The following is a 25,623-nucleotide window of genomic DNA, read 5'->3' on the forward strand; positions in this document are numbered from 1 at the left end:
GACCACGTCCGCGCCCTCGCTGGCGAGACTCCCGGCGGCGAGGCCCGCCACGCTCGACTTCCCGCGGCCGCGGTCGGCCTCCACGACGACGGCGGTGCCCGGTTCGGTCAGAGCTTCGAGCGCGGCGAGCGCGTCCGACTGGTCGGCGGTGAGGCAGTCCTCGTAGGCGCGCCGCGGGAATCTGCGGTCCCCCTCTCTCGGCACCCGCGGCGGCGCGGCGTCGAAGCTGATTCCCTGCCGGTACGCGCCGTCGCGCTCGACGGTCCCCGAATCGAGGGCGACGAGCGCGATGCCGGGGTGGTCCCGGAGCGTCGAGACGAGTCGGCCGCGGAAGCGACCGGCCACGTCGTCGACGGAGAACGGCGGGACCGCCAATCGCTCGTCGAACGAGTCGCGGCGGGCCGGCCAGCCGTCGAGAGAGGGGGTGAGCAAAACGAGCAGGCCGCCGCCGTCGACCGCGCCGGCGACGCGGCCGAGCGCGTTCGCCGAGAAGTCCTCGTGGGCGTCGAGGACGATGAGCGTCCGGGTCGTTCCGAGGAGCGACGAGGCGCGCTTCGGTTCGACGCGGTGGAAGCGAAAGCCCTCGCGGGCGGTGACGAACGTCACCTCGTCGTCGGGCACGTCGGCCCCGCGAACCGCGTCGAAGGCGGCGTCGATACCGGCGTCTCGGTCGCCGGCGAGGACGAGGAGGCGTCGCTGGTTCGTCGCCAGCGCCTCCTCGCGACGGGCGGCGGCGAGCGCCTCGACGTCGGGGTCGTCGCCGAGTTCGGTCATAGAGGCGATACGCCGGCGCGGCTATTCACTTCCTTCGGTCGGGCGAGGGCCCCGCGTTCCGGTCGACACAGCGGTGGTTCCGGTGCGGCGTCACGCTCCGCCGAAAGTGGATTGCGCGAGCAATCGACACGAAAACCCGGGCGCTGTGGTCGGCGAGAGATCGGGCGATTCGCGGGTCGTGCGGACGCGTCGCACGGCGCTACGATTTTGAAAGCGCTTTTATGGGGGCCGGAGCAAAGGATGGTTACAGCCTGTCCGGGGTTGATGAACCTCCTCGCCGTAGGGAAATCGTTGACCGGTCGCGACCGACCGACCGGTGTGATACCGGCGAGGGAGTCGAGCCCGCGAGCAGGATATAGGTGAACAACAATGGCTGTCTACGTAGACTTCGACGTACCGGCCGACCTCGCTGACAGCGCCGTCGAGGCGCTTGAGGTCGCCCGAGATACTGGTATCGTGAAGAAAGGAACCAACGAAACGACCAAGTCCATCGAGCGGGGCAACGCCCAGCTCGTCCTCATCGCGGAAGACGTTTCCCCCGAGGAAATCGTCATGCACCTGCCCGAACTCGCCGACGAGAAGGGCATTCCGTTCATCTTCGTCGAGACGCAGGACGACATCGGCCACGCCGCCGGCCTCGAAGTCGGCAGTGCCGCGGCCGCCATCGTCGACGCCGGCGACGCGTCCGACGATGTCGAGGACATCGCGACTAAGGTCGAGGACCTTCGATAACCGACCATGAGCGCGGACGAACAAGCCAGCGACTCGACGCCTGCCGAAGTCATCGAAGTCGTTGGAAAGACTGGGATGCACGGCGAGGCCATGCAGGTCAAGTGCCGCATCCGCGAAGGCTCCAACCAGGGCCGTATCATCACGCGAAACGTGCTGGGTCCCGTCCGCGAGGGCGACATCCTCCAGCTCCGCGAGACCCAGCGTGACGCCGACTCCATCGGAGGGCAGTAACAATGGTCGAGAAGCGCACGTGCGACTACAGCGGTGAAGAGATCGAGCCCGGCACGGGCACGATGTACGTCAAAACCGACGGCACCATCCTCCACTTCAAGGACTCGAAGGCCGAGAAGAACTACTTCCTCGGCCGCGAGGCCCGCGACCTCGAATGGACGGAGGCCGGCCGCCGCGCGAGCGGCAAGTCGGAGGACAACTGATGTCCGACGCTGAGCGCACCTTCGTGATGGTCAAGCCCGACGGCGTCCAGCGCGGCCTCATCGGAGACATCGTCTCCCGCTTCGAGGACCGCGGTCTCAAGATGGTCGCCGGCAAGTTCATGCAGATCGACGAGGAGCTCGCCCACGACCACTACGGCGAGCACGAGGGCAAGCCCTTCTTCGAGGGTCTCGTCGAGTTCATCACGTCCGGTCCCGTCTTCGCGATGGTCTGGGAAGGACAGGATGCGACGCGACAGGTCCGCGGCATGATGGGCGAGACGGACCCCGCAGAGTCCGCCCCCGGCACCATCCGCGGCGACTACGGTCTCGACCTCGGCCGGAACGTCATCCACGGCTCCGACCACGAGGACGAGGGCGCGAACGAGCGCGAAATCGCGCTCTTCTTCGACGAGGACGAACTCGTCGACTACGAGCGCGTCGACGAGACCTGGCTCTACGAGTAAGTCTCGTCTCGCGGTTCTCACGCTTTCTTCCGAGAGGAGCGACGGCCACGTCTCCCCTCTCGTCCGCGCTCCAGCCGTCGAGAGGGTGTTCTCGTCGGTCCAGTGTGCGGGATTCTACCACTGGTCATCCGCGGTCGACGGCGACCCTCACCGCGCCCTGACCGTCATCCCCGCGGCGAACAACGGTTTTCTCGCCGCCCGGCGAAACGTGTCACATGGTCGAAGTGGAACTCGTGCTCCTCGCGCTCGCGGTGGTGTTCGTCGGCGGTGCGGTGGCGATGCTCGGCGCGACCGCGGTTGCGGCGTGGACCGCTGCGCGGCTGGCGGCGACGCTCTCGACGCTCGTGCGGCCGGTCGTCCTCGGGCCGACCGACATCCGCGACGTGGAACTCCGCGTGGCCGGCCTGCGCGCGCTCGACCACGTCGACTCGGGGGTCGTCACGAACGTCGTCCCCGAGCGGCGGCGGGGCGCGAGCGGCCTCGCCCGGCTCTCCCGGAGCGACGGCGTGCGGTTCGACCTCGCGCTCGCGACTCCCGACGACCGGACCGCGACCGTCTGGGTGCCGGTACCGGAGGCGCTGACCGGCGGGTCGCGGTTCGAGCGCATCGCCCCGGCGTGAGCTTCTCCGGCGGGACGACCTTCAGGCCCTGCTTGATGTTCTCCTTTATCTCCTCGACGGTCTCGACTTCGGCGGTATGCACGTCCACGACGCCGAGCGCGAGGTCCGGCTCGAACTCGGGGTCGGTGAACACGTCTATCTGCTCGTAGCCGCCGTTGCAGAGTTCCACGTCGAACTCGTCGATGGGGTAGTCGTTGAGTTCGGGGTAGATGCGGGAGTAGTCGCCGTAACAGACGTGGAGGCCGATGCGGACCTCGTCGGGGACGCCCGCGACGATGCGTTCGAGACACTCGCCGACGATGGCGTGGTCGTCGGGCGTCGTCGCCAGCGCGGGCTCGTCGATCTGGATGTAGGTCGCGCCCGCCTCGACGAGCTGTTCGATTTCCTCGTTGACGAGGTCGGCCAGCGCGTACGCGAGGTCCGCCTCGGAGTCGTAGTGTTCGTTGAACGACCAGCTAGCCAGCGTGTACGGGCCGGTGATGGGCACCTTGACCGGCTTGGAGGCCACGTCGCTCGTGAACTCGAACTCGTCGACCAGCCACGGCTCGTCGTACTCGACCTCGCCGACGACGGAGGGCTTGTCGAAGTAGTTGTGGCCCCACACCTTCACCGGGCCGTTGAACTCGTAGCCGGGGATGCGGTGGGCGAAGTACTCGACCATCTCTTCGCGGCGCATCTCGCCGTCGACGACGGTGTCGAGGCCGGAGCGCTCGTGTTCGTGGGTGATGACGCGACAGGCGTCGTCGTGGGCCTCGTGGAGGTGCTCCTGGGTGAACTTGGAGTCGGGGTCCTCCGCGAGGTCGTTGGCGCGGTTGAGCCACTTGGGCTTGGGGTAGGAGCCGACGACGGTCGTGAGCAGGAAGTGCTCGGTGTCGTGGCCCTCGGGGCGGAACTGCTCGCGGTTCTCGGTGTCGCGGCTCATGCTTCCACCTCCAGTTCGTCCTCCGTGGCGGCCGCGAGCGCGGCCAGTTTCTCCGTCGCGCGGTTCTCCGGCAGGTAGAACAGTTCGGTGTTGGAGGTCACGTAGGCGGTGTCGAACGTCTGGCTCTGGATGTTGTCGAGGGTCCACTCGACGCGCTCGCGGACCGTCTCGGGGTCTTCGACCAGCGTGTTCTGGCCGTCGACGAGACCCAGGGCGATGTCGTCTTTCGTACCGTACTCGTTGATGTTGTAGAGCGTCTGGTCGCGGTCGCCGGCGACGAAGTCGAAGCCGATGGCGTCGACGTCGGCGTCCATGAGGTGCGCGTAGACCTTCTCGTCGAGCGCGCCCCAGTAGGTGTGGACGACCACGTCGGCGTCGGTCGCGTCGGAGACGGCCGAGATTGCCTCGGCGACGCGCTCGTCGACGTCCTCGCCCGGCGGCGAGAACACGAGCGAGGGTTCGAGGAGGAACAGCGTCTCGTGGTCGGGGAAGGCGTCGACCTCGCCCGCGAGGAACTCGCTGACGGCGTCGAGGAAGTCGGCCTCGTCGCCGTAGTGCTCGTCGGTGGCGAGGTCGGAAAGCGAGTACGGGCCGGGGAGGACCGCCTGCAGCGACTCGTCGCCGAGGAGGTCGGCGGTGGCGTCGAGTTCGGCCGCGACGTCGCCGGAGAAGGTGAGTTCGCCGCGGACCTGCGGGTCGCGGTAGAAGTTGTTGTTGTCGTAGTAGCGGACGATGCCCCCGGTCTCGACGTTCTCGTGGACCGTCAGCGGGTGCGCGAGCATGTCGTCCCAGCGGAGTTGCCCCTCGACGACGCGGTCGAGGCCGGCGTCGCGCTGCTCGGAGACGACCTCCTCGCGGGCGCGGTCGTACGCGCCCACGATGTCGCCGCTCTCGTTACCGGAGATGAGGTCGTGTTTCTGGTGACCCTTGAGGTCGGAAAGCTCCTGCTTCACCCAATCCGGGAGGGGATACAGTCCCGGTGTCGTCGAGACGAGTTCAGTCATCACTCCTGGCTAAGAAATGACGGTGTATAATATTTCCTGTATCAACATATGCGCATTGGTTATCCCAACGCGAGCACCGTGAGCGTCTCGTAGGGGTACGACTCCCGAACGACGACCTCGTGGTCGAAGCCGTTGGCCTCGGCGCGCGCGAGCACCTCGTCGTAGCCGGTGAAGCTACTCACGAGGAGGAAGACCGTGCCGCCCGGTTTGAGGACGCGCCCGACCGTGTCGAGGAAGGGGTCGATGATTTCGCGGCCGTCCTCGCCGCCGGTGAGCGCGACCTCCATCCAGTCGTCGCGCGCGGCTTCGAGGTCTTCTGGGAGGTACGGCGGGTTGAACGCCACCGCGTCGAAGGCGTCGTCGCGGAACGGTTCGACGAGGCTCCCGCGGACCACCTCGAACCCGCGGTGGCCGTCGGCCCGGAGGGAAGCGGCGCGGTCGGCGGCCTGCCGGCAGGCGTGGGGGTTGAGGTCGCTGGCGACCACGTCGGCGTCGGTCTTCGTCGCGAGTTGTTCTGCGACCCAGCCCGACCCGGTCCCGACTTCGAGGACGCGCCCCGAGACGCGGCCGACCGCGGCCTGTGCGAGCAGGCCCGAGTCCTCCGCGGGCTGATAGACCGAGGTGTTCATCCCGCGTCGCTCGGCGAGGTCGGTCATCGGTCCGCCTCCGCGGAACCGGGCGAGGCGTCGTCGCCTTCCCCGCCTTCCTCGCTCTCGCCGCCGCCGTCGGCCTCGGGACTCGCTTCGGGCCGCGCGTCGGTGAGCGGAACCGGACCCGAGGGGTCGCGCTCGGACAGCGCGCGCTGCGGGAACGGGATGGTGATTCCCTCCTCGTCGAACGCCTCGCTGACGGCCGAGATGGTCGCGGTGCGCGCGCGCCACCACCGGCGGGCGCTCGGGCGGTCTATCCACGGGCGCACCCCGAGGACGACGGCGGAGTCGCCGAACCGCTTTGCGACGACCTGCGGCTTCGGCACCGAAAGCACCTCGTCGAGGTCTTCGACGGCCGCCTGCGCCACCTCGGCGGCGCGGTCGACGTCGGTGTCGTAGTCGACGCCGACCTCGATGTCGAGGCGGAGCCGCCCCTTTCGGCTCCGGTTGACGAGGCTCTCCGAACTCACCACGTCGTTCGGAATCATCACGAACTCGCCGTCGAACGTCTGGATGCGCGTGTTCACGACCGTGATTTCGGTGACGATGCCCTCGTGGTCGCCGAGCTCGACCCAGTCGCCGATTTCGAACGGCCGGGAGAACATGATGACGAAGCCCGCGATGAGCGCGCCGAGAGTCTGTCTCGCCGCCATCCCGACCACGATGCCGAGGAAGCCAGCCCCGACGAGGAAGCCGCCGAGGTCGGCCCGCCAGATGCCGAGGATGACCGCGAGCGTGGCGAGGTAGGTCGTCACCTGCGCGATTCGGTAGATGACCTCGCGCTGGTGGTCCGAAATCTCCGGGCGCGTGCTCGCGATTTCCTTGATGAACCGGCCGAGGACGCTCGTGAGGACGTACGCGCCGACGATGAACGCCGCAGACAGCACGATGCGGACGAACGTCTGCCGGTTGACGTCGTACTGCTCGGAGAACGTGCCGATGTCGCCCGACAGCGACCAGACCGCGAAGACGAACGCCCCGCCGCCGGCGACGACGACGAGGCGGAGAACCGTCACCGAGAGGTGCCACACCGGCATCGAGACTGCCTCTACCTCCTTGTCGTGGAGGCGGGCACCGACCCGCCAGACGGCGACGACGGCGACGGTCACGAGGACGCTCGCGGCGACGCGGAGTTCGAACGTCGGGAACAGCGACGCGATGTCGAGGACGGCGTCGCTCTGGAGGGGCGTTCCCGTCGAGGCGAGGCGGAGAAGCACCGCGGCGAGTGCGGGGAGCGTCATGGATTACAGGCCGACCGACGCGGCGAGTTGCGCGAGTTCGGCGAACTCCGCGGGAGCCATGTTGCCGGCGCGCTTTCGGAGGACGTCTTCGTCCGCGGCCTCGACGACCGCTTCGGGGTCCGACAGCCCGGAGATGTGCGCCGTGTTACGGATGCCGTTTCTGATGGTCTTGCGTCGCTGGGTGAACAGCGCCTTCACGAAGTCGAGGAAGAACGCCTCGTCGTCGACCTCGTAGTCCGGGTCGCGCGGCGTGATGCGGACGACGACGCTCTGGACCGCGGGCTTGGGGTCGAACGCCTCGCGGGGGACGTGCTCGCAGACCGCCACGTCGCCGTAGTGTTGGGTGCTCACCGAGAGGCGACCGTACTCCGAGGTGCCCGCCTCGGCGGCCATCCGCTCGCCGAACTCCTTTTGGAACATCAACACGAGCGGCTTGCCTCGGGGGAGCAGGCGGAATGAAATCTCCGAGGAGATGCCGTAGGGGAGGTTCGAGACGCACGCCGTGAACTCGGGCAGGTCGACGTCGAGCGCGTCGCCCTCGACGACCGCGAGTCGCCCCGCGTCGACCTCGTCGGCGAACTCGCGGCGCAGGTGCTCGGCGAACGTCCGGTCCTGTTCGACGACGGTCACGCGGTCGGCGACGCCGAGCAGCCGGTCCGTGAGGACGCCCGGCCCGCCGCCGATTTCGAGGACGTGCGAGCGGTCTGCCTCCTCGGGGAGATACGTCGGGATTCGGTCGACGACGCGGTCGTCGACGAGGAAGTGCTGGTCGTGGTCCGGGTTCCCGCGAGCGCCCGCCCGCCGGATGAGGGCGTCCGGGTCGCGCGCGGCGGCCCCGCGGACCTGTTCGCTGCCGTCGCTCGTCATTGGGAGAGGTATCGTGCGGGAGCGGGTAAAAGTCCCGTTCCGCTACCGCCCGTCGCGTCCGACGAACGTCTTGTACTTCACGTCGTTGTCGCGGAGTTCGTCGAGGATGCGCTCGACGATGACCTCCTTCGGGCGGTGGAGCCCGGAGACGCGCTCTTCGAGGTCTTCGAACGACTCGAACGGCCCCTGTCGCTTGCGCGATTCGAGAATCTTGTCGCGGAGCTTCTTCCCGATGCCGGGAAGCAAGTTGAGTTGGTGGAGCCGAAGCGTGATGGGCTGTGCGTCGTTGTAGAAGTCGACGAACCGCCGTTCGTCGGCCTCGACGATGTCCTCGACGACGTAGTCGACTTCGGCCGTCGCCGTGTTCGAGAGGTCGCCGTACGAGAGTTCTTCGACGGACTGAATCAGCTCGCGGTCGGCGGCCGGCGAGACGACGAGCCGGTCGCCGATACTCACGTCGGCGTCTTCGACGAGGGTCAACTCCAGGAGACGGAAATCGGACTCTCCGAGCGCGTACGCGATGGGTGCCGCGTCGAAGCGCCGTCGGTCGTCCCCCTGACGCCCGTGGCGGAGTACGTCGAGTACGACGACGTACTCGGTCGTGGCGTCGGCGTCACCGCTCTCCGTACGTGTCATACCAGTAGTTACGGCGAGCCGATATTTAAAGAGTTGGCCGCGCCGTCACGCGGTCAGACGTACTTCGCGACGACGTTGAGGATTTCGTCGAGTTCGTCGCCCGACAGCGCGTAGCGCTGCTGAGCGAACACCGCGCGAAGCTCGTCGCGCGACTGCGGAAGGAGGTCCGCGATTTTGATGGCGGTCGGACCGTCGACCTTCTCCAGTTCGGCGAGCTCCTCGACGAGTTCGCGAGACTCCTCGGGGTCGAGGTGGGCGAACCGGTTGACGTGTTCTATCGCACGGGCCAGTTCGTAGCGCATCTCGCGCTCTTCGTCGGCGGCGCGTTCCGCCTCAACCTCGGCGAGCAGTTCCTTGACCTCGGAGGTCGTCAGATACTCCTCGTCGAGCTTTTCTTTGAAGATGGTCATCGCTTACTGCTGGGCGCGCAGGTGAGCGGGACGGACGATGACCGTCTTCTCTTTGCCGCCGTCGTTGATCTGCACCTTGAATGCGCGGCCCTGCTTCCCGGTGACTTCACCGGTGAGACCGTTGAAGCGCGGGTGGAAGCGACCCTCGCGAACGCTCGGGTCGATGTTGAGGTGGACCTTCTGGCCCTCCTCGAATTCCGCGATAGCGCGCTGCGGCGGCGAAGTGCCGCGCTCGCGCGGCTTGTTCGAGAGCTTTCCTCGCGTCCCCTTCATCGGACCGTTGGAGCTCGGCATAGTCGTGAGAACGAATACTTGCGTCGCCATTATAAATTGCACGTTACGAACCGCGCGTGTGTGTCTCCCGCGTGGTCGCGCGGGAGGGACGGACTTAACCCGAGTCGGCGCGGCGCTCTTTGTATGTCCGAAGACGAGCGACGCATCGAGACGCGCGCCATCCACGCGGGTCAGGAGCCCGACGAGGAGACGGGGGCGCTCATGACGCCCATCTACGCGAACTCGACGTACGCCCAAGACGGGCCGGGCGACCACCGCGGCTACGAGTACTCCCGCACCGGGAACCCGACGCGGACCGACCTCGAATCGAACCTCGCGGCGCTCGAACACGGCTCGCACGGCCGCGCCTTCTCCTCGGGGATGGGGTCGATAAACACCGTGCTCAACCTCCTCGAAGCGGGCGACCACGTCGTCGCCGGCAACGACGTCTACGGCGGCACCCACCGCATCTTCACGCAGGTGTACGAGAAGTACGACCTTGAGTTCGACTTCGTCGACACCACCGACCACGACGCCGTCCGCGACGCCGTCCGAGAGGAGACCGAACTCGTGTGGGTCGAGACGCCGACGAACCCCCTCATGCGCGTCAACGACATCGGCGCGCTCGCCGACATCGCCCACGAGGTCGACGCGCTCTGCGCCGTCGACAACACCTTCGCCACGCCGTACCTCCAGCGGCCCCTCGACCACGGCGCGGACATCGTCTCGCACTCGCTGACGAAGTACCTCGGCGGCCACTCCGACGTCGTCGGCGGCGCGCTCGTCACCGACGACGCCGACCTTGACGAGGAAATCGGCTTCTACCAGAACTCCGTCGGCGCGACGCCCTCGCCGTTCGACTGCTTCCTCGTCCTTCGGGGAACGAAGACGCTCCCGGTCCGGATGGACCGCCACTGCGACAACACCCGCGAACTCGCCGCGTGGCTCGACGACCACGAGGCGGTCGCCGAGGTGTTCTATCCCGGCCTCGACTCCCACCCGCAACACGACCTCGCGGCCGAGCAGATGGACGACTTCGGCGGCATGCTCTCGTTCGAACTCGACGGCTCGCTCGAACAGGCCTCGACCGTCGTCGAGGAGACCGAGGTGTTCACGCTCGCCGAGAGCCTCGGCGGCGTCGAGAGCCTCATCGAACAGCCCGCGGCGATGACCCACGCGGCCATCCCCCGCGAGGAACGGCTCGAAGCCGGTCTCACCGACGGCCTCATCCGCGTCTCGGTCGGTATCGAGCACATCGACGACATGAAGGACGACCTTCAGCGGGCGTTCGACGCGGCGTTCTGAGGTCGCCCCGCGTCCGCCGGGCGTTCGACGCGGCGTTCTGAGGTCGCCCCGCGTCCGCCGGGCGTTCGAGCCGCGCGATTTCACTCATTCCCGCGTTCAGGTTCCAGCGTTGCCGGAAACTGGGAACGCGAGTAAGGGTTATTGAATAGCACGATGAATAATGAGGTATGTCCCAAGAGACGTTCACCCTGAGCGCGGAGTCCGCACAGCGACAGAGCTACGGCGAACCCGCAGACCGCGTGACGGTCGATTCCGACGACCACGAGGGGTCGAGCCACAGCGCCGAGCAGTTCGGTATCGGGCTGGCCATCGGCTTCCTCCTCGGCGGCGTCGCGGGGGTCATCGGCAACTCCCTTCCCATCGGCGTGATGCTCGGGCTCACGTTCGGCGTCGTCCTCGGCGTCTACCTCATGGAGCACCGCTGACGGCGGGCGAGCGCGGCGGCTCCGGGGACGAGACGGAACTGCGAAAAAGGTCGGTCGTCAGTTCAGATACGGCCGACGTTCTCGACGGAGACGCTCTCGACGCCGTCGACTTCGATGAACGCTTCCTCGACGGCCTCGGTGCCGCCGGCGTCGTCGGGGACGATGACGGTCGGCAGGAGGGCGACGAGACCGAACGCGACGTCGTCGCGTTCGAAGCCCTTGATTTTCGCACCCTCGGGCAGGGAGTCTTCGAGCGCGTCCTCGAGGTTGTCGAGGTCCAGCTCGGGACTGTTCGGCATGACCTTGATTTTGGCGGCTACCTTTCCCATGATTATGGACCCATGAACCCGCAGTCGGGGCACTCGTAGAGGTTACTCTGCTTGCGGCACTTGGAACAACGCGAAATCTCCTGGCCACAGTCGGGGCACTTGAACGTCGCCGCGCTCATGCCGGCGATGTTGATGCCACAGGACACACACTGGTGCGCGTGTCGCTGTTCGGACTCGCTCATACGCTCATAAACCGGCGCGCGACTTTTAACCGTTGTCTTTCCGGGTTCCCGCGGGGGAAATCCGTGTCCCGCGTGGACACGTCTCACCCGAGTATCAGCGGCCCCATGAGGACGCACATCAGGTGGACGCGCCGACAGCCGAACCGGACGGGGATGTGACCGACGACGCCGGCGACCGCGAGGACGACGACGCCGGCGACGCCCGCGAACGCCCACGAGAGAACGACGAGGAGGGCGCAGACGGCGGCGACGAGTCGGCGCTGGTCGAGCCTCCCGACGACCGCGAGCGCCCGGTCGCCGACGACCGGCACCAACACCGCCCCGCAAAGCCCCGCGACGACCGTCACCGGCACCGCGAGGCCGAGTCCGGTCGGGAGCTCCGCCTCGGTGAGCGCGACGAGCGCCCCCGTTCTGGGCGTCCCCAGCCCGGCGAGCGCGAACAGCGCGAACACCGTCGTCGCCGTCGTGGCGGCGCTGGTCGCTGTGACGTAGGCCCGCGTCGATTCGTCGGGGTCGCGGCCGGGGAGAACGGCCAGCGCGAGCGTGCCCGCGACCCCCGCGGAGACGCCCGGGAGGTAGCCGACGAACGCGCCCCCGCCGGTCGCCCTGCGGCGGCACGCCCCCGCCGCGTCGCGCCGCCAATAGAACCGGTACGCCGAACAGGCCGGCCAACAGCGGGGCCAACACGCCGCCGACGGGGAGCGGCCCCCCGAACGACCTGTCGAGGACGGCGAGACCCAGCCCCGTCGAGGCGGCGATGGTCACGCAGGCCGCCAGCGTCGCCCGACGGCTCGGTTCGGTCCAGACGAGCGCGACGACGACGCCCGCGAGCACCAGCCACAGGTGGTCGCGGACGACGGGGTAGCCCTCGACCAGCACGTCGGTGAGCGGCACCGCGACCGGCACGGCCAGACAGAGCGCCGCGCCGCTTCCGAGCGCCGACAGCCGAAGCGCCTCTCGCCCTCGCCCGCCGAGGACGAGTTCGTGCGCCGGCAACGCGCCCGGCGCGAGCGCGGCGTCGGGCACGCCGAGCGTCAGCGCCGGCACCACGTCGAGGAACGTGTGGACCGTCGACGCGGCGAGCACGGCGGCCGCGACGGCGACGGGCGGCCCCGGCGCGTCGGACGCGACGCCGGCGAGAAGCAGGGCAAAGGCGTTCGCGTGGAGGCCGGGGACGAGACCCGAACAGGTCCCGAGCAAGACGCCGACGGCCACGCCGAGGAGGGCGGCGGTCGTCGGGTCGACCGCGGCGGGAGCCGCGAGCGCCGCCGCTCGGCCGAGGAGAGACACGACCGCCCCGCCGGTGAGGAACATCGCGCCGGAGTGGCCGCGGCCTCGGGTATGAAGCTACGGGGTCGGCACCGACGCTGACGGCGTCGTGGCCCGTATCCGAGTCGGCGGGCGTGCGACCGGGGTCGTCAGATGCGCGGACAGAACCGCCGCTGGCGGGTTGCGTCGAAAGAAAGCGGAGTTTCGAAGCGAGCGTCGCCGCGGACGCGGCGGGGTCTCGCGGGAGTTAGCCGAAGAGCGCGCCGAGGCCCTCGCCGTCGGCCTCTTCGTCGTCGTCGTCGTCGTCGCCGCCTTCGTCAGCGGCCTCTTCTTCGGCGTCTTCCTCGTCGTCGTCGTCAGCGGCCTCGACTTCGCCACCGGCGGAACCGCCCGCGGCGGGCGCGGGGGCGGCGGCGGCCGTCTCGATGGCCTCTTCGATGTCGACGTCCTCCAGCGCGGCGACGAGCGCCTTGACGCGGGATTCTTCGACATCGACACCGGCGGCTTCGAGGACCGCGGTGATGTTCTCTTCGTTGACCTCTTCGTCCGACTCGTTCAGGATGAGCGCAGCGTAGACGTATTCCATTGTTGTGTACCTTGTGTGTTGTTAGAACAGGGAGCCGAGGGCGTCGCCGGCGTCTTCGTCGTCGTCGCCGTCGTCTTCGGCGGCGTCGTCGGCGTCGGCGTCTGCCTCGTCGGCGTCCGCTGTTTCTTCGTCAGTCGATTCTTCTTCCTCGGCGGCACCCGTGTCAGCCGCGGACACGCCGCGGAGTTCCTCGGGAAGCGCCTCTTCGTCGTCGATGTTCGCCGCGAGCGCCCGAAGCTGGGCGTCCGCCTTCGAGATGAGCTCGGGCATGAAGTCCGGGCTCTCGATGTTGGCGAACAGACCGACGGCCTTGGCCTCGCTCGTCGCCTTGGCGATGAGCGTCGGCGCGGTCTGGGCGGTCGGGTAGACCGCGTTGACCGACAGGTTCGTCGCGGCGGAGACGGCCGACTGGATGTCGGCGCGGTACTCGTCCACGTCGATGGCGAGTTCGTCGGGCTCGAACAGGACGCCTTCGGAGAAGACGCCGCGGAGGTCGAGACCGACCTCCTTGGGCTCGATGCCGAGTTCCGCCAGGACGTTCGCGAGTTCCTCGGAGACTTCCTCGCCCGCCGAAAGGACGTTGGAGTCTTCCGTCACCTTGATCGAGCCGTCCATGATGCGGGCGGACGCCCCGACCTGCTGGAGTTCGCCGACGAACGGACCCGGGTCGACACCGGTGTCACCCTCGGGGATGACGATGTCGTTCGGGGCGACTTCACCGGCGTTGATGGGCGCGGGCGTCTTCGACGCCTCAAGCTCCTTGAACAGGGCGAACGGGTTGTCGTTCGTGCCGATGAGGGCGACCTGCCCGGCGATGTACTCCTTGAGTTCCTCGAAGCCGTCGTTGACCTCGTCGAGCGCGCGGTTGACGAGCGTGTTACGGCTCATGCGCACCGCGGCCGAGCCGTGAAGCTCGCGGCGCATGGCCTGGAGCTGGCGGCTCGGGATGCCCGCGACGCCGACGACGCCGACGGATTCGTAGGATTCGATGAAGTCGACGAGCTCGTCGACCTCTTCACGCTTCCACTGCGGGATGACCTCGGTCTGCCGAACCTCGGATTCGCTCATTCGGGCACCTCCACGGACGGCCCCATCGTCGTCTTCACGTAGACGGAGTCGATGTTGAGCGGGCCCTTTTCGAGCGTCGCTTCGAGACGACGGACGATGACGTCGATGTTCTCCGCGATCTCGTCGGGCGTCATGTCGTCTGCGCCGACGCGCGTGTGGAACGTGCGACGGTCACGCGAGCGGAGCTGCACCGTGTTCTTCATCCGGTTCACCGTCTCGACGACGTCGTCGTCGGGCTGAAGCGGGGTCGGCATCTTACCACGGGGACCGAGCACGGTACCGAGGTAGCGACCGATGTCCTGCATCAGTCCAGCCTCGGCAACGAAGAAGTCGGTCTCGTCGGCAAGGTCTTTCGCCGCATCGGTGTCGTCGCCGAAGTCTTCGAGCTCGTCGGGCCCGAGAACTTCGTCGGCGACATCCTCTGCGCGGAGCGCGGTTTCACCGGTCGCGAACACCACAATCTGGGTGTCCTGGCCGGTGCCAGACGGGAGCACGATGCTCTCGTCGACACGCTTCGACGGGTCGTTAAGATCTAAGTCTCGCAAGTTCACGGCGAGGTCAACCGTTTCGCGGAAGTTCCGCCCGGGTGCCTCGTCGAGTGCGCGAGAGACTGCGTCAACTATTGTGTCTGCCATTATTCACCTCCGTAGTACGCAGGATTGCTCCTACGGGTCAGTGAAACAGGCTACTGCCTGCCTCGTCCGGCAGGACGAGTAGGCTCAACTTAAGTCCGTCGAACCACGGGAGCCGAAACCCCCGAATTCGGGGGTTTCGCGTGCCACAGCCACACATGCGAACCGGCGGGCACGCGAGCGACGTGAGGCCGTCGACGGTCGGGCCGCTCCGGGTCGAGTCGGGTCCGTGGAGAGAAGAAAGCGGGCCGAGTCGGCTCGGCCCGACGGAAAGGGCGGTTCGAACCGCCGAGGCGGGTCCGAGACGATTACTCGTCGTCGTAGTAGTCGTCGAACTCGCCGCCGTCGATGCGCTCTTTGAACGTGCGGGCGTCCTCGCCTTCGACGGTGACGCCGAGGGACGCGCACGTGCCGGCGACTTCCTTCGAGGCGTTCTTGAGGTCGTACGAAAGCAGGTCAGAGGACTTCTGCTCTGCGACCTTCTTCAGCTGTTCGATGGACATGTCGGCGACGAAGTTCTCCTGGGGTTCGCCGCTGCCGGTGTCGAATCCGACTTCGTCCTTGATGAGGGCGGCCGTCGGCGGGACGCCGACCTCGATGCTGAACGAGCCGTCGTCGTCGTATTCGACGGTGACGGGCACTTCCATGCCGTCGAACGCGGACGTCTGGTCGTTGATCTGGTTGACGACGTCCTGCACGTCGACGGGGGTCGGGCCGAGTTCCGGGCCGAGCGGCGGACCGGGGTTCGCCTTCCCGCCGGGAACGAGTACTTCGATAGTTCCAGCCATACGTGGAAACACCGTGTGGCGACTTTTAACGGTTTTCTTTCGGCCGGAGCCGTATGCGACAACTACGCACAGGCGAGACGCCGCTCGGCGACGTCCCGCTTAGAGGTCGACGCCGAACGAGTCCACGTCGCCCGCGAGCGCGGCCATCGACCCGAGGAGCGCGGCCACGTCGTCGAGGTCGCTCGTGGAGACGACCTCCACGGGCGTGTGCATGTAGCGGTTCGGGATGCCGATGTTGAGCGAGGGGATGCCGGAGCGACTCGTGTAGAAGGCGTCCGCGTCGGTGCCCGTGCGGACGCCGGCGGCCTGCAACTGCACGCCGATGTCGGCCTCCTCGGCCGCGTCGCGGGCGAGCGAGACGACGTTCGGGTGGTTCGCGCTCCCGCGGGAGACGACCGGTCCCTCGCCGAGTTCGACCGGGCCCTTGCGCTTGCCGGGCACGTCGGGGTTGTCCGTGGCGTGGGTCACGTCGACGGCGACCATCGCGTCGGGGTCGAGGTCGTAGCCGACCATCTTCGCGCCCTGCACGCCGACTTCCTCCTGTACCGTGCTGACGGCGTACACCGTCGCGTCCACGTCGGCCTCGACGGCGGCGCGGAGGCCCTCCGCGGCCGACCACGTGCCGACGCGGTTGTCCATCCCGTTGGCCGCGACGCGGTCGCCCGCGAGGTCGCGGACCCGCGCTTCGACCGTCACGGGGTCGCCGACTTCGACGTGGTCCTTCGCGTCGCCCTTGCTCGTCGCGCCGATGTCGACGAACTGCTCTTCGAGGTCGTCGTACTCCTCGCTCCCCACGTCGCGGAGGTGGATGGCCGTCTGGCCGATGACGCCCGCCACGTCGCCGTCGTCGCCGTGGACCGTCACGTGCTGGCCCTTCGAGACGGTGCGGTCCGCGCCGCCGATGGGGCCGATGCGGACGAAGCCGTCGTCGTCGATGTCGCGGACGATGTAGCCGATTTGGTCCGCGTGGCCGGTGAAGGCGATTTCGGGGCCCCCGCCGGTTCCCTCGTGGACCGCGACGGCGTTGCCGTAGTCGTCGACCGTCACGTCGTCGGCGAACTGCGAGACGTAGTCCACCCACACGCGCTGGCCGGCGACCTCGTAGCCGGACGGACTGGGTGTGGTGAGCAGGTCTTCGAGGAAGGCGCGTCGGTCGTCGTCCATACCGGACGTTCGCGGGCGGCGGGACAAGAACACAGCGAATCCAGCACACCCCACCGGAAGCCGGTCTGGGCGTCGCGGTTCGGAGCGTCCCGCGAGGCTCGAATCCCCCCGTCGCCACAAGGCATATCCATCTTGTGAGCGTACTGATGGGTATGGCCGACTTCACCCTCTTCGAGGTTCACCTGCACGACGGCTTCGAGTTCAGCCCGACCAACAGCGCGCCGCTGCTCTCCAAGGGCGCTGACGCGGAACTCGAAACCGACGACGAATCGAACGACGACTACGACGCCGAATTCGACGCCGACGAGGCTGACGAGACCGACGAGGCCGAGTCGGGCGGCCGTCCCGGACTGGGGCTACTCGTCGGGCTGGTCCTGCTCGTCGGCATCGCGGCGGCGGTCCGCTACATCCGCGGCGACGGCGACGACCTCGACGAACTGGCCGACCTCGACGATTCCGACGAGGAGCGCGACGAAGTCGAAGTCGACGCCTGAACCGGCGTCCCGAACACCGTTTTTCCGCGGCCGTCCCCCGACCGTTACCGCCGACCACCACCGCCGAGTTCGGCCGCGGTCGGATACCCTTAAGCGAATCCCGTAGCAACTCCGGGGTATGACCGTTTCGAGCGCTCCCGGCAAGGTGTACCTGTTCGGGGAGCACGCAGTCGTCTACGGCGAACCGGCGGTCCCCTGCGCGGTCGAGCGCCGGGCGACCGTCACCGTCTCCGCCCGCGAGGACGACCACGTCCGCGTCCGCGCCGAGGACCTGAGTCTCAACGGCTTCACCGTCGAGTACCGCGGCTCGACCGGCGACCGGCCCGACGTGGACGTTCCGGCACCGCTCGTGGAGGCCGCGATGGGCTACATCGACGCCGCGGTCGACGAGGCCCGCGACGCCGCCGACGCGCCCGACGCCGGCTTCGACATCACCGTCGAAAGCGACATCCCGCTCGGGGCCGGCCTCGGCTCCTCCGCGGCGGTCGTCGTCGCCGGCATCGACGCCGCGACCCGCGAACTCGGCGTCGAACTCGCGCCGCGCGAAATCGCGGAACGCGCCTACCGCGCCGAACACGAGGTCCAAGACGGACAGGCGTCCCGCGCCGATACCTTCTGTTCGGCGATGGGCGGGGCCGTCCGCGTCGAGGGCGACGACTGCCGGACCATCGACGCGCCGCCGCTCCCGTTCGTCATCGGCTTCGACGGCGGCGCGGGCGACACCGGCGCGCTCGTCTCCGGCGTCCGCGCGCTCCGCGAGGAGTACGACTTCGCCGCCGACACCGTCTCGACCGTCGGCGACGTCGTCCGCCGGGGCGAGGAACTGCTGGCCGAGGCGGTCCCCGACGCCGACGAACCCTCCGAGGAACTCCTCTCCGAACTCGGCCGCTTCATGAACTTCAACCACGGCCTGCTCGAAGCTCTCGGCGTCTCCTCGCGCTCGCTCGACTCGATGGTGTGGGCCGCCCGCGAGGCCGGCGCGTACGGCGCGAAACTGACCGGCGCGGGCGGCGGCGGCTGTATCGTCTCGCTCGACCCGACGCCCGAGACCCAGACCGCGCTCCGATTCACCCCCGGCTGCGAGGACGCCTTCCGCGCCGAACTCGCCACCGAGGGCGTCAGAGTCGAGGTGCCGCCCGGGGCCGAGGTTGACGCCGAGGGCGACTCCGAACCCGACCGGGGGGACTCGGCGTGAGTCTCGTCGTCCTCAAACTCGGCGGGAGCGTCGTCACCGACAAGGACGAACCGGAGACCGTGGACGAGGCGGGGCTGGCGGCCGCGGCGGACGCGGTTTCGACCCTCGCCGAGTCGGGCCGCGTCGTCGTCGTCCACGGCGGCGGGAGCTTCGGCCACCACCACGCCGCCGAACACGGCGTCTCCTCGGACTCCGGGAGCCGCGACGCCCGCGGCGTCCGCGCCATCCACGACGCGATGAAGCGCCTCAACGACGCCGTCCTCGACGCCCTCGCGGACCGCGGCGTCGCGGCCCTGCCGGTCCACCCGCTTTCGGCCGGCGCGCGCGAGGCCGACGGCTCGCTGTCGCTTCCTCTCGCGGCGACCGAAACGATGCTCGACGAGGGCTTCGTCCCGGTCCTCCACGGGGACGTCATCGCGCACGCGGGGAAGGGCGCGACCATCGTCAGCGGCGACGACCTCGTGGTGTCGCTCGCGTCCGGTCTCGGCGCGGACCGCGTCGGGCTCTGTTCGACCGTCCCCGGCGTCCTCGACGCCGACGGCGACGTGATTCCCGAGATTACGGCGTTCGCGGACGCGGCCGACGCGCTCGGCGGGTCGGACTCGACCGACGTGACCGGCGGCATGGCCGCGAAGGTCAGAAAACTGCTCGCGCTCGGCGCGCCGGCGCACGTGTTCGGCCCCGAGGGGCTGTCGGCGTTCGTCGCCGGCGAGTCGCCGGGGACCGTCATCCGCGGGGAGTAGCGCGTAGCCGGCGTCGAACGCGACTCAGAGTTCGACGACCAATCCGTCTTCTGCGACTCGGACCTCGCCGTCGAAGCGCTCGCTCACGCCCGCCCGGAGGTCGTCGGTGACGCGGTCGGCGTGGGGGTAGAGATGCGTCAGGAAGACCGAATCGATGTCCCGACCGGCGAGCGCCTCGCCCACCTGCGACGGCGTCGGGTGGTTCGACACGTCCACGTCGTCCGGGAACGAGCAGTCGTGCGCGAGGACGCTCGCGCCGTCGGCGAAGTCGCCGAGGGCGGAGAACGCCTCGGTGTCTCCGGAGAAGACGAAATCGGCCTCGCCCCGCTCGTTGCTGAAGCGGTAGGCGAGCGTCGGCATCGAGTGGCGGACTTCGAACCCCATCACGTCGAAGCCGGCGACGCCGAACTCGGTCGGGCCGACCTCCCGAATCTGCACGTCGAGGCGGCCCCGCAGGTAGTCGTGGACGTCGAACAGCCCCTCGACGAGGGCTTCCGTCCCCTCCGGCCCGACGATTTCGAGGCTGTCAGCGCCGGCGAGCCACCGGGCTTTCACGAGCGCCATGAGGTCCGACACGTGGTCGAGGTGGTGGTGCGTGAGGAGGACCGACGAGACGCCCTCGTAGCCGACTTCCGTCTCGGCGAGGCGGGCGAGGACGCCCGACCCGCAGTCCACGAGGAGGGCGTTGCCGTCCGATTCGAGGAGGAGTCCGGTCTGGGCGCGGCCGGTGACGGGCATCGCGCTGCCGGTGCCGAGGAACGTGACGCGCATGCGCAGAGCTACCACGGCGGCGGCGTTAGTCCTTGTGCTCGCCGGGTCGGTCGTCCGCGGGGACAGGCACAACCCTCATACCCGCGCGGGCTAACCCCGAGGTAATGACCCGGCGCGGCCGCTCGCTTCTCGCGTCGAGAGGCGGCGACTACGAGTTCGACCCCGAGTCGGTGTCCGTCGCCGACGAGGACGTCCTCGACCTGCTGGAGCCCGCCGTCCAAGCGTGGTGGGTCGACCGGTTCGGGGAGTTCGTCCCCGGCAACGGCGGCTTTTTCACCCCGCCGCAGCGCGGAGCCATCCCGCACATCCACGACGGCGACAACGCCCTCATCTGCGCGCCGACGGGGTCGGGAAAGACCCTCGCCTCCTTCACGGCCATCATCAACGAGCTGTTCCGCCGCGACCGGGGGTCGCCCGACGGCCTCGACAACTCGGTGTACTGCCTCTACGTCTCGCCGCTGAAGTCGCTCGCGAACGACATCCACCGGAACCTGACCGAGCCGCTTTCGGGCATCGCCGACATCGCCGAGGGCCGCGGCGAGACGGTTGACATCAGACACGCCATCCGCCACGGCGACACCTCCTCGGCGGACCGCCAGAAGATGCTGTCTGAGACGCCGCACATCCTCAACACGACGCCCGAGACGCTGGCGATTCTGCTCAACTCGCCGAAGTTCAAAGAGAAGCTCCGAACCGTCGAGTACGTCGTCGTCGACGAGATTCACAGCCTCGCGGAGAACAAACGCGGCACGCACCTGTCGGTGTCGCTGGAGCGACTGGAGGACCTCGCCGAGTCGTCGCCGACGCGCATCGGCTGTTCGGCCACCGTCGAACCGCTCGACACGGTCGCGGAGTTCCTCGTCGGTTGCGAGGGCGGCGACCCCCGCGACTACGAACTCGTGGACACGCGGTTCGTCCGCGACTTCGACGTCCGACTGGAGTGCCCGACCGACGACCTGATTCGGACGCCCCGAAGCGAGGTCCAGAGCCGGTTTTACGACCGCCTGCACGACCTCGTCGCCTCGCACACGAACACGCTCGTGTTCACCAACACCCGGTCTGGCGCGGAGCGCGTCCTCCACAACCTCCGCGAGGAGTTCGACGACATCGACGAGTCGAACTCGGGCTGCCACCACGGGAGCCTCTCGAAAGAGCGCAGACAGGAGATCGAGTCGAAGCTGAAGGCCGGCGAGCTTCGCGTCGTCACCACCTCCACGAGCCTCGAACTCGGCATCGACATGCCCCACATCGACCTCGTGGTGCAGGTCGGCTCTCCCAAATCCGTCGCCGCGCTCCTCCAGCGGGTCGGCCGCGCGGGCCACCAGCTCGGCCAGACGGTCGAAGGCCGCGTCATCGCCCTCGACAGGGACGAACTCGTCGAGTGCGCGGTGATGCTCTCGAAGGCCGAGTCAGGGTTCGTCGACCGGGTGTTCATCCCCGAGAACGCCTTCGACGTGGCCGCCCAGCAGGTGTACGGCATGGCCATCAACGCGATTCGCCCCGAGTCGGAACTCCGCGAGACGCTCCGGCGGGCCTACCCCTATCGGAACTTCTCGGACGACGACTTCGAGCGCCTCTTTCGCTATCTCACCGCCGACTACGACGGCCTCGAAGACAAGAACGTCTACGCGAAAATCTGGCGCGACACCAACGACCCGCCGGACGGCGAACACCACTACGAGGAGTACCCCGTCGGCGAGCCGCTCATCGGCAAACGCGGTCGGATGGCCCGCGTCATCTACATGACCAACATCGGCACGATTCCCGATTCCTTCACCTGTGACGTGCTGGTCCGCGGGGCCGACCAGTGGGTCGGCACGCTCGACGAGGGCTACCTCGACACGCTGGAGAAAGGCGACGTGTTCGTCCTCGGCGGCGACCACTTCGCGTACCGCTACCGCCGCGGGTCGAAGGTGTACGTCGACCGCACCGCCCAGCGCCCGACGGTCCCCTCGTGGTTCTCCGAGCGCCTGCCGCTTTCGTACGACCTCGGCCGCGAACTCGCGGCATTTCAGGCAGACCTCGTGGACCGACTCGACGCCGGCGGCGCGCCCGCCGTCAGGTCGTGGCTCCGGGAGTTCCCGCTCGACGAGAACAGCGTCCGCGCCGTCACGCGGATGTTCGACGAGCAGGTCAGATACGCCGGCCCCGAGAGCGTGGCGACGCCCGACAGACTCGTCGTCGAGACCGAACTCGACCGCGAGGCCTACCGCCGGCATTTCTACGTGCATTGCACCTACGGCCGGCGGTTCAACGACGGGCTCTCGCGGCTCCTCGCGTACCACGCGGCCCGCCGGACGAACGCGAACGTGCAGGTCGCCGTCGCCGACAACGGCTTTTCGCTGTCGATGCCGCTCAACCGCAAGGTCGACCTCGCGGGCGTCCTCCGCGACCTCAACCCCGAGGAAGTCGAGGACGACCTGCGGGCCGCCCTCGACGGGACCGACCTCCTGAAGCGCTACTTCCGCATCAACGCGACGCGCTCGCTCATGATTCTCAAGCGCTACAAGGGCTACGAGAAGTCGGCCGCCCAACAGCAGGTCTCCTCGGAGATGCTGCTGTCGTTCGCACAGGACCTCGACGAGTTCGCGGTGATAGAAGAGACCTACCGCGAGATTCTCGAAGACAAACTGAACCTCGACGCCATCGAGGACGCGGTTGCGGCGATTCGGGCGGGCGACGTGGACGTGGTCGGCCACCAGGTCTCGTCGCCGACGCCGCGGGCGTTCGGCCTCGCCACGCTGACGGCGAGCGACGTGGTCCTCGCCGAAGACGAGAGCGCGGCGCTCAGGGAGTTCCACGAGCGCGTCAAAGCGGAAATCGACGACGACGAGGCGGACCTCGATATCGACGTGAACTGAGAGTCGATTGGCCGCCGAGACGCCCTTACCGCCGCGCCCACGCGAGCATCCGGTCGTAGAACGGGTCGGATTCGAGCGCGTCGGCGTCGCCGACGAGACACAGCGCCTTCTTCGCCCGCGTGAGGGCGACGTTGATGCGGCGGTGGTCCTCGAACAGCGGGCCGTCCAACTCGCCGGTGGCGACGAAGGAGACGACGATGACCTCCTTCGAGGAGCCCTGGAACCGGTCGACCGTGTCGACGGTGGCGTCGGTTCGGCGGGAGATTTCGGCGACCTGCGCCCGGAACGGGGCGATGACGCCGATGTCGTCGGTGTCGACGCCGGCGGCCTCGTAGGCGGCGACGACCTCGGCCACGCGGTCAGCCTCGACGGGGTTCGTGTTGCCGACGCGACGGCCGTCGGGGTCGACGAAGGAGACTTGGTCCGCGAGTTCGGCGGGGAGGTCCGCGGTGTCGACGCCGAGGTCGCGGAGGTGCTGAGCCGCGACGGCCCCCGTGGCCGGGCGGAGCGCGCCGTCGTAGAACTCCTTGGAGGCGAACGCCTGAATCCGCTGGGACATTCGGTACTGGCGGTCGAGCATGACCGAGGCGTCGGGGTAGGTCTCGATGAGCCGCTGGAACAGCGATGTCTGGAGGTCGTTTTCGGCGCGGACGACCGGCGGAAGCTGTTTGTGGTCGCCGACGAGGACGAACCGGTCGGCGAGGTTGACGGCGGCGAGCGTCCCCGGTTCGGTTATCTGCGACGCCTCGTCGACGAGCGCCGCGTCGAACGACTGCTCGCGCATCACGCGCGACCCGCAGGAGGCGGTGGTCGCGGCGACGACCGGCGCGTCGCGGAGGGCGGCGGCGAGCGCGTTCGGGTCGCCGCTCCGCGAGAGGCGCACGTCCTGCATGTCCTCGCGGACGCCCGATTCGGTGCCGACGCGAACAATGTCCTCGAAGCCTTGGTCGCGCAGGGCTTCGAGCGCGTTGTCGACCGCGCGGTTCGTGAAGGCCGAGAGCAAGACGCGGTTGCCGTCCTCGACGAGCGCGCGGATGGTCCGGGCGATGGTGTAGGTCTTGCCCGTCCCCGGCGGCCCGTGGATGAGCGCGAGGTCGTCGGCGTCGACCGCGAGGCGCACCGCGTCGTCCTGCGCGTCGTTGTTGTCGATGAACGTGCGACCCGCAGAGCGGTCCGCAAACTCGGGGTCGCGGCGGCCGAACAGGGCGTCCTTGCGCTCGGGCGAGCCCTTGAGCACCGCGTCGTGGAGGGCGGTGAGCAGGCGGTCGACGGTGAGTTCGGAGGGGTAGGCGTCGAGGCGTCGGAGCGGGACGGGCTCGTCGGTCGTGACGACGATTTCGTCGCCGAGTTCGACGATGCGCGCGAGTTCGGCGTGCCCCTCGACGGGGTGGCCGTCGCTGGCGAGCGCCACGTCGCCCGCGCGGAGTTTCGACACCGCGTCGTCGGTCTGCTCCGCCCGGAGTTCCCACGTGCCGTCGGGGCGCTCGGTCCGGCCGAGTGGTTCGAGGCCGATGAGCGCCCGGTCGTCGTCGGCGCGCTCCTCGGCGCTCTGGTCCCAGAGTTTGCGGTACTCGTTGTGGACCGCCCGGCGCTCCTCCTCGACCGCGCGGTAGAAGCGGTCGAAGTAGTCGCGTTCGTCATCGGGAACCGGAGTCCCGATTGCGCCGGCTTTCGACTCCTGTCCGAGCCTGCCGGAGACGACCATGCAGGTGTCCTTCTCGAAGCAGTACTCGCACTTCGAGTTCACCTCGTAGCCGGTCGGCACCGACATGTCGTGTTCCATCGCCGCGATTTCGTTGCGGGTGCGGACGACGAATTCGAGGAGGCCGCGACCGATGGAGAAGTCCTTCGCCGGCGAGAGGTCGCCCGACTCCTCGGTGCGGTCGAGCGTCGTGTTCTTCGTGTAGAGGAGCGTCCCCGTGTCGACCGGGACGCCCCGCTCTTCGAGGATGAGCGCGTAGGAGGCGGCCTGAATCTTGTCCTGAAACCGCGGGTCGCGGTTGAGGTTCTTACCGGTCTTGAGTTCGACGGGCGACCCCCGGCGGAGGGCGTCGGCGCGGCCCTTGATGCCGAACGTCGGCGAGATGAGGGTGTACTCCGAGCGCCACTCGTCCTCGTCGGTGAGGACGCCCTGCGAGAGCCAGCCCTCGATGGCGGCGGCGTTGCGGCGCACCTCGTCCGCGACCTCGTCGACCTCGCGGCCGAGCAGGCCGAGTTCGAGGCCGCGCTCGTCGATGCGCTCGTCGATGGACGAGTCGAGGTCGCGGCCGCGGAGGAGGTCGCCGAACACGTCGTGGACGATGGTCCCTTTCACAACCGGGTAGTTCAGCGGGATGCCCGAGAGCTTGTTCAGGTAGTACATCCGCGAGCACTGCACCCACGAGCGGACGTCAGTCACGTCCACGAGGAAGTCGGGCTCGACGACGACGAACGACTCCGAGCCGGTCGAATACGTCGTCTCGCCGCGGTACTCGGACTCCTCGGCGTCGGTGACGAGGAGGTCCATGCCCGGTTCGGCGTGTTCGGCGGCGTGGGTCCACTTCCCCCAGAGGGTGACGGTCACCGGCTCTCCGGTCCCGCGCTCGGGGCGGAGCGTCACCTCCGCCAGCGAGCGCTCGCCGTGCTTCGTTTCGACGTCGCGCGGCTCGCCGACCTCGACGAGCGGACCGCGAAGGTTCACGTCGAAAGCGTGGGTGAGGCGCGGGCAAATAGCCGTCGGTGGGCGCGGGCAGTTCGGCAGGTCGCGTGTGTGAATCCCCCGACCGTCACGCTCTTTCTCTCTCG

General features: G+C 68.5%; 27 protein-coding genes and 3 pseudogenes. 11 read left to right on the top strand and 19 right to left on the bottom strand.

From position 1 onward, the window contains the following. Positions 1 to 774: pseudogene (tmcA, locus tag BN996_RS04930) on the bottom strand (tRNA(Met) cytidine acetyltransferase TmcA); the annotation flags it as partial. 369 nt (positions 775 to 1,143) lie between these two features. On the opposite strand from tmcA, the gene rpl7ae reads away from it, so the two are divergent. From rpl7ae to BN996_RS20775, 5 genes are all read left to right on the top strand, one after another. After that, on the top strand, positions 1,144 to 1,506 hold the full coding sequence (gene rpl7ae / locus BN996_RS04935; RefSeq protein ID WP_004042964.1) for a 50S ribosomal protein L7Ae: 363 nt from the start codon (positions 1,144 to 1,146) through the stop codon (positions 1,504 to 1,506). Positions 1,507 to 1,512: 6 nt separating this feature from the next. Beyond that, on the top strand, positions 1,513 to 1,737 hold the full coding sequence (locus BN996_RS04940) for a 30S ribosomal protein S28e (RefSeq protein ID WP_004042966.1): 225 nt from the start codon (positions 1,513 to 1,515) through the stop codon (positions 1,735 to 1,737). Positions 1,738 to 1,739: 2 nt separating this feature from the next. Further along, positions 1,740 to 1,940 (top strand): 50S ribosomal protein L24e, encoded by a 201-nt coding sequence (locus tag BN996_RS04945; protein WP_004974594.1) that lies wholly within the window; start codon positions 1,740 to 1,742, stop codon positions 1,938 to 1,940. Next, on the top strand, positions 1,940 to 2,404 hold the full coding sequence (ndk, locus tag BN996_RS04950; RefSeq protein WP_089777438.1) for a nucleoside-diphosphate kinase: 465 nt from the start codon (positions 1,940 to 1,942) through the stop codon (positions 2,402 to 2,404). The genes BN996_RS04945 and ndk overlap by 1 nt, the downstream gene beginning before the upstream one ends. A 215-nt stretch (positions 2,405 to 2,619) precedes the next feature. Next, a complete protein-coding gene (locus BN996_RS20775) occupies positions 2,620 to 3,024 on the top strand; it encodes a hypothetical protein (protein WP_226908702.1) in 405 nt (134 codons plus the stop codon). Here the strand turns inward: BN996_RS20775 and BN996_RS04960 are convergent. From BN996_RS04960 to BN996_RS04995, 8 genes and pseudogenes are all read right to left on the bottom strand, one after another. After that, a pseudogene (locus tag BN996_RS04960) lies at positions 3,020 to 3,946 on the bottom strand (methionine synthase); the annotation flags it as partial. The gene BN996_RS20775 and the pseudogene BN996_RS04960 overlap by 5 nt on opposite strands. Then, the gene (locus BN996_RS04965; protein ID WP_089777439.1) at positions 3,943 to 4,950 is read right to left on the bottom strand and encodes a 5-methyltetrahydropteroyltriglutamate--homocysteine methyltransferase; all 1,008 of its coding nucleotides are present in this window, start codon (positions 4,948 to 4,950) and stop codon (positions 3,943 to 3,945) included. The pseudogene BN996_RS04960 and the gene BN996_RS04965, both read right to left, overlap by 4 nt. 59 nt (positions 4,951 to 5,009) lie before the next feature. After that, positions 5,010 to 5,606 carry a HemK2/MTQ2 family protein methyltransferase gene (locus tag BN996_RS04970; RefSeq protein ID WP_089777440.1) on the bottom strand — a complete coding sequence of 199 codons (597 nt, stop codon included), beginning with the start codon at positions 5,604 to 5,606 and terminating at the stop codon, positions 5,010 to 5,012. Next, positions 5,603 to 6,841 (bottom strand): mechanosensitive ion channel family protein, encoded by a 1,239-nt coding sequence (locus BN996_RS04975; protein WP_089777441.1) that lies wholly within the window; start codon positions 6,839 to 6,841, stop codon positions 5,603 to 5,605. Before BN996_RS04975 ends, BN996_RS04970 begins: the two co-directional genes overlap by 4 nt. A 3-nt stretch (positions 6,842 to 6,844) precedes the next feature. Beyond that, positions 6,845 to 7,708 carry a 16S ribosomal RNA methyltransferase A gene (locus BN996_RS04980; RefSeq protein WP_089777442.1) on the bottom strand — a complete coding sequence of 288 codons (864 nt, stop codon included), beginning with the start codon at positions 7,706 to 7,708 and terminating at the stop codon, positions 6,845 to 6,847. A gap of 42 nt (positions 7,709 to 7,750) precedes the next feature. After that, a complete protein-coding gene (locus BN996_RS04985; protein WP_089777443.1) occupies positions 7,751 to 8,344 on the bottom strand; it encodes a DUF655 domain-containing protein in 594 nt (197 codons plus the stop codon). A gap of 53 nt (positions 8,345 to 8,397) precedes the next feature. After that, entirely contained in the window at positions 8,398 to 8,754 is a 357-nt protein-coding gene (locus BN996_RS04990; RefSeq protein ID WP_004042989.1) for an RNA polymerase Rpb4 family protein, read from the bottom strand. 3 nt (positions 8,755 to 8,757) lie between these two features. Continuing rightward, positions 8,758 to 9,048, bottom strand: a complete 291-nt coding sequence (locus BN996_RS04995; protein WP_004061361.1) for a 50S ribosomal protein L21e — start codon at positions 9,046 to 9,048, stop codon at positions 8,758 to 8,760. A gap of 123 nt (positions 9,049 to 9,171) precedes the next feature. Here BN996_RS04995 and BN996_RS05000 point away from each other — a divergent pair, with 123 nt between their 5' ends. Together BN996_RS05000 and BN996_RS05005 are read left to right on the top strand one after the other, a co-directional pair. Further along, positions 9,172 to 10,332 (top strand): cystathionine gamma-synthase, encoded by a 1,161-nt coding sequence (locus BN996_RS05000; RefSeq protein ID WP_089777444.1) that lies wholly within the window; start codon positions 9,172 to 9,174, stop codon positions 10,330 to 10,332. A gap of 167 nt (positions 10,333 to 10,499) precedes the next feature. Next, a complete protein-coding gene (locus BN996_RS05005; protein ID WP_089777445.1) occupies positions 10,500 to 10,757 on the top strand; it encodes a glycine zipper domain-containing protein in 258 nt (85 codons plus the stop codon). A 62-nt stretch (positions 10,758 to 10,819) separates the two neighbouring features. Here BN996_RS05005 and BN996_RS05010 read toward each other — a convergent pair whose 3' ends face one another. The 8 genes and pseudogenes from BN996_RS05010 to BN996_RS05045 form a co-directional block, all read right to left on the bottom strand. Next, complete coding sequence (locus tag BN996_RS05010) at positions 10,820 to 11,086, bottom strand: elongation factor 1-beta (RefSeq protein WP_089777446.1); 267 nt, start codon at positions 11,084 to 11,086, stop codon at positions 10,820 to 10,822. Between the two features lie 2 nt (positions 11,087 to 11,088). Next, positions 11,089 to 11,268, bottom strand: a complete 180-nt coding sequence (locus BN996_RS05015) for an HVO_2753 family zinc finger protein (RefSeq protein ID WP_004042997.1) — start codon at positions 11,266 to 11,268, stop codon at positions 11,089 to 11,091. 83 nt (positions 11,269 to 11,351) lie between these two features. Beyond that, positions 11,352 to 12,582 (bottom strand): annotated as a pseudogene (locus BN996_RS05020) (tripartite tricarboxylate transporter permease). 202 nt (positions 12,583 to 12,784) lie between these two features. Beyond that, positions 12,785 to 13,123: a 50S ribosomal protein P1 gene (gene rpl12p / locus BN996_RS05025; RefSeq protein WP_004974573.1), complete on the bottom strand. Its 339-nt coding sequence runs from the start codon at positions 13,121 to 13,123 to the stop codon at positions 12,785 to 12,787. A 21-nt stretch (positions 13,124 to 13,144) separates the two neighbouring features. Beyond that, positions 13,145 to 14,191, bottom strand: coding sequence for a 50S ribosomal protein L10 (locus BN996_RS05030; RefSeq protein ID WP_089777447.1), 1,047 nt, complete (start codon positions 14,189 to 14,191; stop codon positions 13,145 to 13,147). After that, a complete protein-coding gene (locus BN996_RS05035; RefSeq protein ID WP_089777448.1) occupies positions 14,188 to 14,826 on the bottom strand; it encodes a 50S ribosomal protein L1 in 639 nt (212 codons plus the stop codon). The genes BN996_RS05030 and BN996_RS05035 overlap by 4 nt, the downstream gene beginning before the upstream one ends. A 305-nt stretch (positions 14,827 to 15,131) precedes the next feature. Beyond that, entirely contained in the window at positions 15,132 to 15,611 is a 480-nt protein-coding gene (locus BN996_RS05040; protein ID WP_089777449.1) for a 50S ribosomal protein L11, read from the bottom strand. 99 nt (positions 15,612 to 15,710) lie between these two features. Further along, positions 15,711 to 16,775: a zinc-binding metallopeptidase family protein gene (locus BN996_RS05045; RefSeq protein WP_089777450.1), complete on the bottom strand. Its 1,065-nt coding sequence runs from the start codon at positions 16,773 to 16,775 to the stop codon at positions 15,711 to 15,713. 152 nt (positions 16,776 to 16,927) lie between these two features. Here BN996_RS05045 and BN996_RS05050 point away from each other — a divergent pair, with 152 nt between their 5' ends. From BN996_RS05050 to BN996_RS05060, 3 genes are all read left to right on the top strand, one after another. Beyond that, a complete protein-coding gene (locus tag BN996_RS05050; RefSeq protein ID WP_089777451.1) occupies positions 16,928 to 17,269 on the top strand; it encodes a hypothetical protein in 342 nt (113 codons plus the stop codon). A gap of 118 nt (positions 17,270 to 17,387) precedes the next feature. Further along, positions 17,388 to 18,464, top strand: coding sequence for a mevalonate kinase (gene mvk, locus BN996_RS05055; RefSeq protein ID WP_089777452.1), 1,077 nt, complete (start codon positions 17,388 to 17,390; stop codon positions 18,462 to 18,464). Further along, a complete protein-coding gene (locus tag BN996_RS05060) occupies positions 18,461 to 19,207 on the top strand; it encodes an isopentenyl phosphate kinase (RefSeq protein WP_089777453.1) in 747 nt (248 codons plus the stop codon). Before mvk ends, BN996_RS05060 begins: the two co-directional genes overlap by 4 nt. A gap of 24 nt (positions 19,208 to 19,231) precedes the next feature. Here the strand turns inward: BN996_RS05060 and BN996_RS05065 are convergent, their stop codons facing one another. Beyond that, on the bottom strand, positions 19,232 to 19,978 hold the full coding sequence (locus tag BN996_RS05065; protein ID WP_089777454.1) for an MBL fold metallo-hydrolase: 747 nt from the start codon (positions 19,976 to 19,978) through the stop codon (positions 19,232 to 19,234). A 104-nt stretch (positions 19,979 to 20,082) separates the two neighbouring features. Here BN996_RS05065 and BN996_RS05070 point away from each other — a divergent pair, with 104 nt between their 5' ends. Then, positions 20,083 to 22,839: an ATP-dependent helicase gene (locus BN996_RS05070; RefSeq protein ID WP_089777455.1), complete on the top strand. Its 2,757-nt coding sequence runs from the start codon at positions 20,083 to 20,085 to the stop codon at positions 22,837 to 22,839. Positions 22,840 to 22,864: 25 nt separating this feature from the next. Here BN996_RS05070 and BN996_RS05075 read toward each other — a convergent pair whose 3' ends face one another. Next, positions 22,865 to 25,519: an AAA domain-containing protein gene (locus BN996_RS05075; RefSeq protein WP_089777456.1), complete on the bottom strand. Its 2,655-nt coding sequence runs from the start codon at positions 25,517 to 25,519 to the stop codon at positions 22,865 to 22,867. Between the last annotated feature and the right edge of the window lie 104 nt (positions 25,520 to 25,623).

It is taken from the genome of Haloferax massiliensis, from assembly GCF_001368915.1.
Classification (GTDB): domain Archaea; phylum Halobacteriota; class Halobacteria; order Halobacteriales; family Haloferacaceae; genus Haloferax; species Haloferax massiliensis.

Bases quoted from the DNA above. Each gene is read 5' to 3' on its own strand.
- rpl7ae (WP_004042964.1), top strand. From the start codon at position 1,144: ATGGCTGTCTACGTAGACTTCGACGTACCGGCCGACCTCGCTGACAGC.
- BN996_RS04940 (WP_004042966.1), top strand. From the start codon at position 1,513: ATGAGCGCGGACGAACAAGCCAGCGACTCGACGCCTGCCGAAGTCATC.
- BN996_RS04945 (WP_004974594.1), top strand. From the start codon at position 1,740: ATGGTCGAGAAGCGCACGTGCGACTACAGCGGTGAAGAGATCGAGCCC.
- ndk (WP_089777438.1), top strand. From the start codon at position 1,940: ATGTCCGACGCTGAGCGCACCTTCGTGATGGTCAAGCCCGACGGCGTC.
- BN996_RS20775 (WP_226908702.1), top strand. From the start codon at position 2,620: ATGGTCGAAGTGGAACTCGTGCTCCTCGCGCTCGCGGTGGTGTTCGTC.
- BN996_RS04965 (WP_089777439.1), bottom strand. From the start codon at position 4,950: ATGACTGAACTCGTCTCGACGACACCGGGACTGTATCCCCTCCCGGAT.
- BN996_RS04970 (WP_089777440.1), bottom strand. From the start codon at position 5,606: ATGACCGACCTCGCCGAGCGACGCGGGATGAACACCTCGGTCTATCAG.
- BN996_RS04975 (WP_089777441.1), bottom strand. From the start codon at position 6,841: ATGACGCTCCCCGCACTCGCCGCGGTGCTTCTCCGCCTCGCCTCGACG.
- BN996_RS04980 (WP_089777442.1), bottom strand. From the start codon at position 7,708: ATGACGAGCGACGGCAGCGAACAGGTCCGCGGGGCCGCCGCGCGCGAC.
- BN996_RS04985 (WP_089777443.1), bottom strand. From the start codon at position 8,344: ATGACACGTACGGAGAGCGGTGACGCCGACGCCACGACCGAGTACGTC.
- BN996_RS04990 (WP_004042989.1), bottom strand. From the start codon at position 8,754: ATGACCATCTTCAAAGAAAAGCTCGACGAGGAGTATCTGACGACCTCC.
- BN996_RS04995 (WP_004061361.1), bottom strand. From the start codon at position 9,048: ATGCCGAGCTCCAACGGTCCGATGAAGGGGACGCGAGGAAAGCTCTCG.
- BN996_RS05000 (WP_089777444.1), top strand. From the start codon at position 9,172: ATGTCCGAAGACGAGCGACGCATCGAGACGCGCGCCATCCACGCGGGT.
- BN996_RS05005 (WP_089777445.1), top strand. From the start codon at position 10,500: ATGTCCCAAGAGACGTTCACCCTGAGCGCGGAGTCCGCACAGCGACAG.
- BN996_RS05010 (WP_089777446.1), bottom strand. From the start codon at position 11,086: ATGGGAAAGGTAGCCGCCAAAATCAAGGTCATGCCGAACAGTCCCGAG.
- BN996_RS05015 (WP_004042997.1), bottom strand. From the start codon at position 11,268: ATGAGCGAGTCCGAACAGCGACACGCGCACCAGTGTGTGTCCTGTGGC.
- rpl12p (WP_004974573.1), bottom strand. From the start codon at position 13,123: ATGGAATACGTCTACGCTGCGCTCATCCTGAACGAGTCGGACGAAGAG.
- BN996_RS05030 (WP_089777447.1), bottom strand. From the start codon at position 14,191: ATGAGCGAATCCGAGGTTCGGCAGACCGAGGTCATCCCGCAGTGGAAG.
- BN996_RS05035 (WP_089777448.1), bottom strand. From the start codon at position 14,826: ATGGCAGACACAATAGTTGACGCAGTCTCTCGCGCACTCGACGAGGCA.
- BN996_RS05040 (WP_089777449.1), bottom strand. From the start codon at position 15,611: ATGGCTGGAACTATCGAAGTACTCGTTCCCGGCGGGAAGGCGAACCCC.
- BN996_RS05045 (WP_089777450.1), bottom strand. From the start codon at position 16,775: ATGGACGACGACCGACGCGCCTTCCTCGAAGACCTGCTCACCACACCC.
- BN996_RS05050 (WP_089777451.1), top strand. From the start codon at position 16,928: ATGGCCGACTTCACCCTCTTCGAGGTTCACCTGCACGACGGCTTCGAG.
- mvk (WP_089777452.1), top strand. From the start codon at position 17,388: ATGACCGTTTCGAGCGCTCCCGGCAAGGTGTACCTGTTCGGGGAGCAC.
- BN996_RS05065 (WP_089777454.1), bottom strand. From the start codon at position 19,978: ATGCGCGTCACGTTCCTCGGCACCGGCAGCGCGATGCCCGTCACCGGC.
- BN996_RS05070 (WP_089777455.1), top strand. From the start codon at position 20,083: ATGACCCGGCGCGGCCGCTCGCTTCTCGCGTCGAGAGGCGGCGACTAC.